Origin of the sequence: Streptomyces sp. NPDC000348, assembly GCF_042898795.1 — a bacterium.
Classification (GTDB): domain Bacteria; phylum Actinomycetota; class Actinomycetes; order Streptomycetales; family Streptomycetaceae; genus Streptomyces.
In genome coordinates this window covers 551388-563114 of sequence record NZ_JBIAZD010000003.1, presented here as the reverse complement: position 1 = coordinate 563114, position 11727 = coordinate 551388, and the positions used below count along the sequence as shown (strand labels likewise).

General features: G+C 71.7%; 11 protein-coding genes. 5 read left to right on the top strand and 6 right to left on the bottom strand.

Annotated features, from left to right (window positions below):
* Positions 1-151 precede the first annotated feature (151 nt).
* Genes folB through ACFY3N_RS09435 form a run of 3 tightly spaced genes read left to right on the top strand, consistent with a single transcriptional unit; the run spans position 152 to position 1668 of the window.
* A complete protein-coding gene (folB, locus tag ACFY3N_RS09445) occupies positions 152-511 on the top strand; it encodes a dihydroneopterin aldolase (protein ID WP_390815998.1) in 360 nt (119 codons plus the stop codon).
* The gene (gene folK, locus ACFY3N_RS09440) at positions 508-1119 is read left to right on the top strand and encodes a 2-amino-4-hydroxy-6-hydroxymethyldihydropteridine diphosphokinase (RefSeq protein ID WP_390815997.1); all 612 of its coding nucleotides are present in this window, start codon (positions 508-510) and stop codon (positions 1117-1119) included. The genes folB and folK overlap by 4 nt, the downstream gene beginning before the upstream one ends.
* A 60-nt stretch (positions 1120-1179) precedes the next feature.
* Entirely contained in the window at positions 1180-1668 is a 489-nt protein-coding gene (locus tag ACFY3N_RS09435) for a DUF3180 domain-containing protein (RefSeq protein ID WP_390815996.1), read from the top strand.
* A 12-nt stretch (positions 1669-1680) separates the two neighbouring features.
* Here the strand turns inward: ACFY3N_RS09435 and folE are convergent, their stop codons facing one another.
* The 6 genes from folE to dacB form a co-directional block, all read right to left on the bottom strand.
* Entirely contained in the window at positions 1681-2286 is a 606-nt protein-coding gene (gene folE / locus ACFY3N_RS09430; RefSeq protein WP_390815995.1) for a GTP cyclohydrolase I FolE, read from the bottom strand.
* Positions 2287-2426: 140 nt separating this feature from the next.
* Complete coding sequence (gene ftsH / locus ACFY3N_RS09425) at positions 2427-4466, bottom strand: ATP-dependent zinc metalloprotease FtsH (protein ID WP_390815994.1); 2040 nt, start codon at positions 4464-4466, stop codon at positions 2427-2429.
* A gap of 187 nt (positions 4467-4653) precedes the next feature.
* Positions 4654-5214 (bottom strand): hypoxanthine phosphoribosyltransferase, encoded by a 561-nt coding sequence (hpt, locus tag ACFY3N_RS09420; protein ID WP_030863364.1) that lies wholly within the window; start codon positions 5212-5214, stop codon positions 4654-4656.
* Between the two features lie 68 nt (positions 5215-5282).
* Positions 5283-6308, bottom strand: coding sequence for a tRNA lysidine(34) synthetase TilS (tilS, locus tag ACFY3N_RS09415; RefSeq protein WP_390815993.1), 1026 nt, complete (start codon positions 6306-6308; stop codon positions 5283-5285).
* A gap of 192 nt (positions 6309-6500) precedes the next feature.
* Entirely contained in the window at positions 6501-7625 is a 1125-nt protein-coding gene (locus ACFY3N_RS09410; protein ID WP_390815992.1) for a zinc-dependent metalloprotease, read from the bottom strand.
* 57 nt (positions 7626-7682) lie between these two features.
* Positions 7683-9308: a D-alanyl-D-alanine carboxypeptidase/D-alanyl-D-alanine-endopeptidase gene (gene dacB / locus ACFY3N_RS09405; protein ID WP_390815991.1), complete on the bottom strand. Its 1626-nt coding sequence runs from the start codon at positions 9306-9308 to the stop codon at positions 7683-7685.
* A 79-nt stretch (positions 9309-9387) separates the two neighbouring features.
* On the opposite strand from dacB, the gene ACFY3N_RS09400 reads away from it, so the two are divergent.
* Together ACFY3N_RS09400 and ACFY3N_RS09395 are read left to right on the top strand one after the other, a co-directional pair.
* Positions 9388-9879: an inorganic diphosphatase gene (locus ACFY3N_RS09400; protein ID WP_030828087.1), complete on the top strand. Its 492-nt coding sequence runs from the start codon at positions 9388-9390 to the stop codon at positions 9877-9879.
* 125 nt (positions 9880-10004) lie between these two features.
* A complete protein-coding gene (locus ACFY3N_RS09395; RefSeq protein WP_390815990.1) occupies positions 10005-11696 on the top strand; it encodes a threonine/serine exporter family protein in 1692 nt (563 codons plus the stop codon).
* The last annotated feature ends 31 nt before the right edge of the window (positions 11697-11727 follow it).

Genomic DNA, 11727 nt, shown 5'->3' with positions numbered 1-11727 from the left:
AACGGGCGGTGACGTCCCGGCCACCGGCCCGTACCCGCACCCCCCGGGTCACCGGCGCCGCCGGTGTCCGCGGGTAGATTCGAGCGCAGGCCGGTGTACCGCCCGCACGGGCACCGACCGGCCGGACCGACGACTTGCAGGAGTGATTCGCGTGGATCGTGTCGCGCTGCGCGGCCTGAAGGCCCGCGGGCACCACGGTGTGTTCCCCAAGGAGCGCGAGGAGGGCCAGACCTTCATCGTGGACCTCGTCCTCGGCCTGGACACCCGGTCGGCCGCGGCCGACGACGACCTGACGAAGACCGTGCACTACGGCATCGTCGCCGAGGAGGTCGTGGCGGTCGTCCAGGGCGAGCCCGTCGACCTCATCGAGACGCTCGCCGAGCACATCGCCCAGGTCTGTCTGAAGCACGACGTGGTGCAGGAGGTCGAGGTGTGCGTCCACAAGCCGGACGCGCCGATCACCGTGCCCTTCGACGACGTGACCGTCACCATCACCCGGAGCCGCGTATGACCAGGCCGTCCACCAAGGGCCAGACCGACCCGACCGTCCAGCCCGTCCCGGCCTCCGTGGTGGAGCAGGTCGACGCCGCCGACGCCACCCTGCACGATCCGAAACGGGCCGTGATCTCCCTCGGCGCCAACCTCGGCAACCGCCTGGAGACCCTCCAGGGGGCCGTCGACGCCCTGGAGGACACCCCGGGCATCCGGGTCAAGGCGGTCTCCCCCGTGTACGAGACGGAGCCGTGGGGCGTCGAACCCGGCAGCCAGCCCTCGTACTTCAACGCGGTCGTGGTCCTGAGGACCACCCTGCCCCCGTCCTCCCTGCTGGAGCGGGCGCACGCAATCGAAGACGCCTTCCACCGGGTCCGGGACGAGCGCTGGGGGCCGCGCACCCTGGACGTGGACATCGTCGCCTACGCGGATCTCCACTCCGACGACCCGCACCTCACGCTCCCGCACCCCCGCGCCCACGAGCGCGCCTTCGTGCTCGCCCCCTGGCACGACGTCGACCCCGCGGCGGAGCTGCCCGGCCGCGGTCCGGTCGCCGATCTCCTCGGCGCGGTCACCCGTGAGGGCGTCACCCCCCGCGAGGACCTGGAACTCCGGCTGCCCGAATAGCCGTTAAGGTCGACACGACCACATTCCGGGGCACCGTCCGGGGGAACGCGAAGGGACACCGTGAAAGAGCTGCGCATCAGGGTGCTGGCAGGCGTCTTCGTCGTGGCCGGGATCCTGTCCTGGGCCGGCGCCCGCCTCTGGAACTCCCTGGGCACCCTGCCGAGCGTGCCCCTGGCCGCGCCCATCGTCCTCGCCCTGATCGCGGTGGTCCTCGCGGCCACCGCGCTGTCCATCCGCGCCCGCCTCAAGGCCCAGCGCGAGCGGCAGCCCGACGCCAAGGGGGTCGACCCCCTGATGGCGGCCCGCGCGGTCGTGTTCGGGCAGGCCAGCGCCCTGGTGGCCGCGCTCGTCGCCGGCGTGTACGGCGGCACGGGCGTCTTCCTGCTGGAGTCCCTGGACATCCCCGCCCGCCGTGACCAGGCCGTCTACGCCGGCTTCTCGGTCCTGGCGGGCATCGGCGTCATAGCGGCGGCCATCTTCCTGGAGCGCGTCTGCAAGCTCCCGGAGGACGACGACGGCAACGGCCCGGGCACCGCTCCCGCGGCGTGAGGCACGCCCGCGTCAGCGGGCCATGATGAGGCTCATCGCCTCGTTGCGCGTCGCCGCGTCCCGCAGCTGACCGCGCACGGCCGAGGTGAGGGTCTTGGCACCGGGCTTGCGGATGCCGCGCATCGACATGCACATGTGCTCGCACTCCACGACCACGATCACTCCGCGCGGCTCCAGGATCTCCATCAGGGAGTCCGCGATCTGGGTGGTGAGCCGTTCCTGCACCTGCGGGCGACGGGCGTAGACGTCCACCAACCGGGCCAGCTTGGACAGTCCCGTGATCTTGCCGCTGGTGGACGGGATGTACCCGACGTGCGCCACGCCCCGGAACGGCACCAGGTGGTGCTCACAGGTCGAGTACACCTCGATGTCCTTGACCAGCACCATCTCGTCGTGGCCGATGTCGAACGTCGTCGTCAGCACGTCCTCGGGCTTCTGCCACAGCCCCGCGAAGATCTCCCGGTACGCCCGCGCCACCCGCGCCGGAGTCTCCAGCAGCCCCTCCCGGTCCGGGTCCTCGCCGACCGCGATCAGGAGTTCGCGCACGGCGTCGCGGGCCCGCTTCTCGTCGAACTCGCCGACGGGGGTTATGCCGTCCAGCGTCACGGGGTCGGTCATGAGGTGCCTCGTTCCTGTGCCTTCACGCGTGAGGGGCACGCGTCTTCACTGCGGGCAGGCGAAATGCCGCGCCCCCCAGGCTAGAACCAGGGGGGGCGCAGCATCCATTCCGGGCCCGGTGGGGCGCCGTGGGCCTCGGATCAGACCTCGGGGCGCTCCTCCGGGGTCCGCTCGGACGCCGGGGCGGGGTCCGCCGCGGTGCTCTTGGCGGTGGTGATGGCCGGCGTCGCGCCGTTCGCCCCGTTCGTCAGGGCCAGCTCCTTGGGGGAGAGGACCGGCGGGCGGGTGGACGGCGTACGGCGGGAGGAGCCGGTCCAGGCGGGCCGGGGCGGGCGCTTGACGATCGGCGCGAAGATCTCGGCGATCTCCTCCTTGCCCAGCGTCTCCCGCTCCAGGAGGGCGAGGACCAGGTTGTCGAGGACGTCACGGTTCTCGACGAGGATCTCCCACGCCTCATTGTGCGCGGTCTCGATGAGCTTCTTGACCTCTTCGTCGACCAGCGCGGCGACCTCTTCCGAGTAGTCGCGCTGGTGAGCCATCTCACGCCCGAGGAACGGCTCGGTGTTGTCGCCGCCGAACTTGATCGCGCCGAGGCGCTCGGTCATGCCGTACTGCGTGACCATCGCGCGGGCCACACCGGTGGCCTTCTCGATGTCGTTGGCGGCACCGGTGGTCGGGTCGTGGAAGACGAGCTCCTCGGCCGCGCGGCCACCCAGCATGTAGGCGAGCTGGTCCAGCATCTCGTTGCGCGTGGTCGAGTACTTGTCCTCGTCCGGGAGCACCATCGTGTAGCCGAGGGCGCGGCCCCGGGAGAGGATCGTGATCTTGTGGACGGGGTCGGAGTTCGGGGAGGCCGCCGCCACCAGGGCGTGTCCGCCCTCGTGGTACGCGGTGATCTTCTTCTCCTTGTCCGACATGATCCGGGTCCGCTTCTGCGGGCCCGCGACCACACGGTCGATCGCCTCGTCCAGCATCTTGTTGTCGATCAGCTTCTGATCGCTGCGCGCGGTCAGCAGCGCGGCCTCGTTCAGCACGTTGGCCAGGTCGGCACCGGTCATGCCGGGGGTGCGCCGGGCGACGGCCGACAGGTCGACGTCCTGGGCGACCGGCTTGCCCTTCTGGTGCACCTTGAGGATCTCCAGCCGGCCCTGCATGTCCGGGCGGTCGACCGCGATCTGGCGGTCGAAGCGGCCGGGACGCAGCAGCGCGGGGTCGAGGATGTCGGGCCGGTTCGTCGCGGCGATGAGGATCACGCCGCCCTTGACGTCGAAGCCGTCCATCTCGACGAGGAGCTGGTTCAGGGTCTGCTCGCGCTCGTCGTGACCACCGCCGAGGCCGGCGCCGCGGTGGCGGCCGACCGCGTCGATCTCGTCGACGAAGACGATCGCGGGGGCGTTGGCCTTGGCCTGCTCGAACAGGTCACGGACCCGGGAGGCGCCGACACCGACGAACATCTCGACGAAGTCGGAACCGGAGATCGAGTAGAACGGCACGCCGGCCTCACCCGCGACGGCACGCGCGAGCAGGGTCTTGCCCGTACCGGGCGGACCGTAGAGCAGGACGCCCTTGGGGATCTTCGCCCCGACGGCCTGGAACTTCGCCGGCTCCTGCAGGAACTCCTTGATCTCGTGGAGCTCCTCCACCGCCTCGTCCGATCCCGCGACGTCGGCGAACGTCGTCTTCGGGGTGTCCTTGGTGATGAGCTTCGCCTTGGACTTGCCGAAGTTCATGACGCGGGAGCCGCCGCCCTGCATCTGGTTCATCAGGAACAGGAAGACGACCACGATGAGGACGAAGGGCAGCAGGGACAGCAGAATGCTCACGAACGGGTTCTGCTTGGACGGCGAGACCGTGTAGCCGTCCGGGATCTGCTTGTTCTGGAACTTGTCCTGCAGGGTGTTGGCGATGGTGACGCCCTGGTCGCCGATGTAGCTCGCCTGGATCTTCGAGCTGTCCTTGACCTTGACGCCGTCCTTGAGCTGGACCTTGATGGTCTGCTCGTCGCCGGTGGTCAGCTTGGCCGACTCGACCTTGTTCTCATTGATCGCCTGGACGACCTGGCCGGTGTCCACCGTCTTGTAGCCACCGGACGAGCCGACGACCTGCATCAACACGACCACGGCAAGGACGGCCAGCACGATCCACATGACCGGCCCACGGAAGTATCGCTTCACGTCCATCCATACGGAGCGGTGCCGCCCCGTCCCTCCTGCCATAGTGAGTTTGATAAAGACTGTTCTTCGGACGGTACCCCAGCATTGTCCCCCGAAGCTGCGGGGGACAGCCGGCATTCGCGTCCACGCATGCTCCAACGCCGCGGAGCCCGCCGGGGTTCCCGATCACCGTACGGCGGACCGGGCCCCCGGTTCAGCCGCCGTAGACGTGGGGCGCGAGCGTACCGACGAACGGGAGGTTGCGGTACTTCTCGGCGTAGTCGAGGCCGTAGCCGACGACGAACTCGTTGGGGATGTCGAAGCCGACCCATTCCACGTCGATGGCGACCTTGGCCGCATCGGGCTTGCGCAGCAGCGTGCACACCTTGAGGGAGGCGGGCTCGCGCGAGCCGAGGTTGGAGATCAGCCAGGACAGGGTCAGCCCGGAGTCGATGATGTCCTCGACGATCAGGACGTGCCGGCCCTTGATGTCGGTGTCGAGGTCCTTGAGGATCCGCACCACACCGGAGGACTGGGTGCCCGCCCCGTACGAGGACACGGCCATCCAGTCCATCGTGACGGGGGTGGACAACGCCCGCGCGAGGTCGGCCATCACCATCACCGCGCCCTTGAGCACGCCGACGATCAGCAGGTCCTTGCCCGCGTACTCCGCGTCGATCTTCGCGGCCAGCTCCGCCAGCTTGGCGTCGATCTCTTCCTTGGTGATGAGCACCTTCTCGAGGTCGGCACCCATGTCTTTCGCGTCCACCCGCATCACTTTCGGTCGTCCCACCGGCCGGTCCGGTCCGCCCCGCGACTCGTACGGGTCGGTGGGGTCCGGATTCAGCCCTGCCGAATCACCAGTCTGCCACCCTGCCGGCGGGCGACGACCCGGCCGGGGAGATTGATGGCCCCCTGGCCGCGCCAGCCGGTGATCAGCCGGTCGACTTCCTCGATGTGGCGGGCGAACAGCGAACCGGCCGGCGCGCCGGCCTCGATGGCGGCGCGGCGCAGCACACGGCGGCGTACGGCGGGCGGCAGGTCGTGCAGCGCGGCGCACTCCAGGCGGCCGTCGGCGTCGCGGACGCCGGCTTCGGCCCGGCCGGCCCAGGCGTCGAGGGCGTCGGCGTCGTCACGGGAGAGCTGGGCCGTACGGGCGAGGGCCTCGACGACGCCCTTGCCGAGGGCCTTCTCCAGGGCGGGCAGGCCCTCGTGACGGAGCCGGGAGCGGGTGTAGGCGGGGTCGGCGTTGTGCGGGTCGTCCCAGACGGGCAGGGACTGGACCATGCAGGCCTTGCGGGCGGTCTGCCGGTCGAGCTGGAGGAAGGGGCGCCGGTAACGGCCGCCGGCCCCCGAGACCGCGGCCATTCCGGACAGGGAGCGGATGCCGGAGCCGCGGGCGAGGCCGAGCAGGACGGTCTCGGCCTGGTCGTCGCGGGTGTGGCCGAGCAGGACGGCGGCGGCGCCGTGCCGCTCGGCGGCGGCGTCCAGGGCGGCGTAGCGGGCGTCCCGGGCGGCGGCCTCGGGCCCGCCGTCGCGGCCGACGGTGACCGCGACGGACTCGACGGGGTCGAGGCCGAGCTCGCGCAGGCGCGAGGCGACTTCGGCGGCGCGCAGGTCGGAGCCGGCCTGGAGGCCGTGGTCGACGGTGACGCCGCCGGCGCGGACGCCGAGGCGGGTGGCTTCGAAGGCGAGGGCGGAGGCGAGCGCCACGGAGTCGGCGCCGCCGGAGCAGGCCACGAGCACGAGTGGGGAGGGGGGCCGCTCGTGCGTCGTGCGGCCGGGGGTTCGGCCGTGGTCGTCGAGGATGTCGTTCAGGACGCGGCGGACCGCCAGGCGTATCGCCGCGACCGCAGGATGGGGACCCATGTCCGGTTCCCTTCATGAAGTTGTCGGGGGGTGAGCCCGAAGTCCGGTCACTCAGAGTGTGTAGATGGTGACAGAACCGGGCCGTTCCCCGAGCATTGCACGCCTACTCAGGACTGACGGTCCCTCGGACGGGTGATTGAAGGGGCGTTTGTCTGCCGCCTGCCGTGTACGGCGCATGACGGTGCGCGGGACTCAGGCTTCCGGTTTGCGGTGCACCCGTGTGATCCAGTCCGCCGGTTTGGCGATCTCCGCCTTGGTGGGGAGCGTGTTGGGCGAGGTCCACACCCGGTTGAAGCCGTCCATGCCGACCTCCTCGACGACGGCGCTCACGAAGCGTTCGCCGTCGCGGTACTGACGGAGCTTGGCGTCCAGGCCGAGCAGTTTGCGCAGGGCCATGTCCAGGCGGGAGGCCCCCTTGGCGCGGCGCTGCTGGAACTTCTCGCGGATCTCGGCGACGCTCGGCACGACCTCGGGTCCGACGCCGTCCATCACGAAGTCGGCGTGGCCCTCCAGCAGGGACATCACGGCCGTGAGGCGGCCGAGGATCTCCCGCTGGGCGGGGGTCTGCACGAGCTCGACGAGGGAGTGCCCCTCCTCGCCCTCGGGGCGGCCGCCGACGAGCGACTGGGCGGCCTCGCGGACGCGCTCCAGGACGGTCATGGGATCGACGTCGGTCTCCTCCAGGAAGGACTGGATCTCGCCCTCCAGGTGGTCCCGCAGCCAGGGGACGGCGGTGAACTGGGTGCGGTGGGTCTCCTCGTGGAGGGTGACCCACAGGCGGAAGTCGTGCGGTTCGACGTCGAGTTCGCGTTCGACGTGGACGATGTTGGGGGCGACGAGCAGCAGCCGGCCGGCCCCGTTCGCACCGGCCGGGAGGTCGCGGGTGGCGGGGGCGAAGGTCTCGTACTGGCCGAGGACGCGGGAGGCGAGGAAGGACAGCAGCATGCCCAGCTCCACTCCGGTGACCTTGCCGCCGACGGCGCCGAGGACCGCGTTGCCGGGGCCGGTGCCGCGCCGTTCCTGCATCTTGTCGAGGAGCGGTTTGAGCAGTTCGCGGAAGCCGGCGACGTTGGCCCGGACCCAGCCGGGGCGGTCGACGACGAGGACAGGGGTGTCGTGGGTCTCCTCGGTGCCCAGACGAGTGAAGCCCCGGACGTGTTCCTCCGAGGCCTTCGCGTGCCGGCGCAGTTCCGCGACGACGGCCCGGGCCTCGTCGCGGCTCACGTCGGGGCCCGGCCGCATGAGCCGGGTCGCGGTCGCGACCGCGAGATTCCAGTCGACCATCCCGGAAGAGGCAGCACCACCGATGCTCGTCATGCGTCAACGGTACGTGAGTGCCCGTGGTTGGGGCAGGGCGGCGAGGTGACCGGGGGGTCAGCGGCAGCCGCACGCCGCCAGCGCGGTGGCCGCCTTGTCCAGGGCGGACTGGGCCGCCGCCGGGCCGGTGGTGGCGTTCGCCAGGAAGGCGAAGGCCAGCAGGCGGCCGTCCTTGTCGACGACCGTGCCCGCCAGTGCGTTCACGCCGGTGAGCGTGCCGGTCTTGGCGCGTACGACGCCGGCCGCGCCGTCGGTATAACGGCCGGCCAGGGTGCCGGTGAAGCCGGCCACGGGCAGGCCGGTGAGGGCGGGGCGCAGCTCGGGGTGGGCCGGGTCGCCCGCCTTGACGAGCAGGGCGGTGAGGAGGTCGGCGGTGAGTCTGTCGCGCCGGTCGAGGCCGCTGCCGTCCTTGACGCCGACGCCCTTCAGGGGGAGACCGAGGTGCTTCAGGCGGGCGGTGACCGCCGCGCCGCCGCCGGCGAAGTCGGCGCTCCGGCCGGTGGCCAGGGCGGTGTGGCGGGCGAGGGCCTCGGCGAGGTCGTTGTCGCTGTCGGTCAGCATCCGCTCGACGAGGGCGGCCAGCGGGGGCGAGGAGACCGTGGCGAGGGTGGCGGCGCGGGTGGTGGCCTTCGAGGGGCCGGGTGGCGTGGTCCTGACGCCGTGCTTCTCCAGCAGGTCGCCGAAGGTCCGCGCGGCGTCGGCCGCCGGGTCCGCGGCCCGCGGGGCCGGGCCGCTGGTGGAGCCGTCGGTGCGGGCCTCGTCGACCATGAGGGGGGTGACGGCGGCGAGGTTCGGATTGACCCCGATCGGGTGGACCGTGGTGCCCTTGTAGAGGGTCGTGTCGTACGACAGCGTCACCTCGCGCACCCCTCGCCCCGCCAGGGCGGCGGCGGTCCGCGCCGCGAGGTCGCGCAGGCTCGCGAGACCGCCGGTCTCCTTGCGGGCGGTGAGCGTGGGGTCGCCGCCGCCGACCAGGACGACCTCCTCGGTGTCGGGTTCGTACACCGCGCGGGTGGTGAGGCGGTGGTCGGTGCCCATCGCGGAGAGCGCGGCGACGGCGGTGGCGATCTTGGTGGTCGAGGCGGGGACGAGCGCGTTCCCGGAGCCGGTGCCGTAGAGCCGTTCACCGGTGGCCACGTCGACCACGGCGGCGGATCGGCTGCCGAGCACGGGGTTCTTCAGCAGCGGGTCGAGGACGGCGCCGAGGGCCTTGCCCCCGGGCGCCGACTTCACGGTGGTGGCGGTGCCGCCGAGGCCGGTGAGCACGGAGACGGCCGGCGGGACGGCCCGGGTTCCGCGGGGCGGCGTACCGGCATGGGCCCGGGCGCCGCCGTGATCTGTGCCACGCGCGGCTTGCAGAGCCACGGCCCGGTCCCGCTCGGCCTTACGCTGACCCGAGGAGTCCCAGGGACCGGCGGCGGTCACCACACCCGCGGCCAGCGCCAGACCGGCGGTGGCGGCGGTCGCGGTGAACCGCCAGGTCTTCGGCCGCGTACCCCGCGGGACCCGCGGTGATCCCGGCCGGTCCGGCCGCGCGAACCGTGGCCCGACGGCCGCGGCGACGCGCGCCAGACGTGGCCGTACGGTCTCCGCGGCCCGGGCGAGACGAGGTCGTACGGCGTCCGCGATCCGCACGACGTGCGGTCCCGCGGCCCGCCAAGGCCTCAGCTCTGGCACGACCACCAGCCCCTTTCGCGATCACACACCTGCGTGAGGGACACTTAACCACCAGAACTATGTGCTGATCATGGAGGAGCGTCCGGTGGAGTTCGACGTCACGATCGAGATCCCGAAGGGTTCGCGGAACAAGTACGAGGTGGACCACGAGACGGGTCGGATCCGCCTGGACCGTCGGCTCTTCACCTCGACCGCCTACCCGACCGACTACGGCTTCGTCGAGAACACCCTCGGCGAGGACGGCGACCCGCTGGACGCGCTGGTCATCCTGGACGAGCCGACGTTCCCGGGCTGCCTGATCCGCTGCCGCGCGATCGGCATGTTCCGGATGACGGACGAGGCCGGCGGCGACGACAAGCTGCTGTGCGTCCCCTCGACGGACCCGCGCGTGGAGCACCTGCGGGACATCCACCACGTGTCCGAGTTCGACCGCCTGGAGATCCAGCACTTCTTCGAGGTCTACAAGGACCTGGAGCCGGGCAAGTCGGTCGAGGGCGCCAACTGGGTCGGCCGGGTGGACGCCGAGGCGGAGATCGAGCGGTCCTACAAGCGTTTCAAGGAGACGGGCGGCCACTGAGCCCTCCCGCTGCCGGACGCAGAACGGGCCGCACGCGCGCGTGCGGCCCGTTCTGCTGCGCGTGCGCATACTGAGGCCGTACGGGGCAGGTGTACCGACGGTGTCGCAAAGGGAGAGCGGAGCAGGTGAGGGACGCGGAGGACCGCAAGCCGCAGTCGGACGAGGCGAGGAGCGCGTTCACGCCTCCCGCCGGTGTCGCGGCGCCGGCCGAGAGCGAGTCGTCGACGACGTCCGAGTTCGCCGTTCCCGACGGGCTGGCCGTCCCGAGGACCGGCACGGAGTCCGAGACGACCTCCGAGTTCGCCGTTCCGCACGGCCTGGAGGTGACCCCGCCGCCGGCCGAGACGGAGGGGTCGGCGTTCGGCACGCCGAGCACCTACAGCGCGAAGCAGACGGCCGCGTTCACCCCGGCGAGCGGGATTCCGCTGGTCAGCCTGACCAAGGACGTGCCCTGGCAGGACCGGATGCGCACCATGCTGCGCATGCCGGTGACCGAGCGGCCGGCGCCGGAGCCGGTGCAGCGGCACGACGAGGCCGGGCCGGCCGTGCCGCGCGTGCTCGACCTGACCCTGCGCATCGGCGAGCTGCTGCTGGCGGGCGGTGAGGGCGCCGAGGACGTGGAGGCGGCGATGTTCGCCGTGTGCCGCTCCTACGGCCTGGACCGCTGCGAGCCCAACGTCACGTTCACCCTGCTGTCGATCTCCTACCAGCCGTCCCTGGTCGACGACCCGGTGACCGCGTCGCGCACGGTGCGGCGCCGCAGCCCCGACTACACCCGGCTGGCGGCCGTCTACCGGCTGGTGGACGACCTCAGCGACGACGAGACGCACGTCTCCCTGGAGGAGGCGTACCGCCGGCTGGCGGAGATCCGCCGCAACCGGCACCCGTACCCCGGCTGGGCGCTGACCGTGGCGAGCGGGCTGCTCGCGGGGGCGGCGTCGGTGCTCGTCGGCGGTGGCTTCCTGGTGTTCGTGTCGGCCGCGATCGGCGCGATGCTCGGCGACCGGCTGGCCTGGCTGTGCGCGGGGCGCGGGCTGCCGGAGTTCTACCAGTTCACGGTGGCCGCGATGCCGCCGGCCGCGATCGGGGTGGCTTTGACGCTGGCGCACGCGGACGTGAAGGCGTCCGCGGTGATCACCGGTGGGCTGTTCGCCCTGCTGCCCGGGCGGGCGCTGGTGGCCGGCGTGCAGGACGGCCTGACCGGCTTCTACATCACGGCGTCCGCGCGCCTGCTGGAGGTCCTGTACTTCTTCGTGGGCATCGTGGCCGGGGTGCTGACGGTGCTGTACTTCGGCGTGCAGCTGGGCGCCAGGCTGAACCCGGACGCGGCGCTCGGCGTCTCCGACGACCCGCTGTGGCAGATCGCCGCGTCGATGCTGCTGTCCCTGGCCTTCGCCGTGCTGCTCCAGCAGGAACGGTCCACCGTGCTGATGGCGACCCTGAACGGCGGGGTCGCCTGGGTGGTGTACGGCGCGATGCACTCCACGGGAGACATCTCGCCGGTGGTCTCCACGACCGCGGCGGCGGGCCTCGTGGGCCTGTTCGGGCAGTTGCTGGCCCGGTATCAGTTCGCGTCCGCGCTGCCGTACACCACGGCGGCGATCGGGCCGCTGCTGCCCGGTTCCGCCACGTACTTCGGTCTGCTGGGCATCGCCCAGAACGAGGTCGACTCGGGGCTGACGTCCCTCACGAAGGCCGTGGCGCTGGCCATGGCCATCGCGATCGGGGTGAACCTCGGGTCGGAGATCTCGCGGATCTTCCTGCGGATCGGGTCCGCGGAGAAGCGGCGGGCCGCCAAGCGGACGCGGGGGTTCTAGCGCCGGGCGCGGGATTTTCGGCGCGCGCACC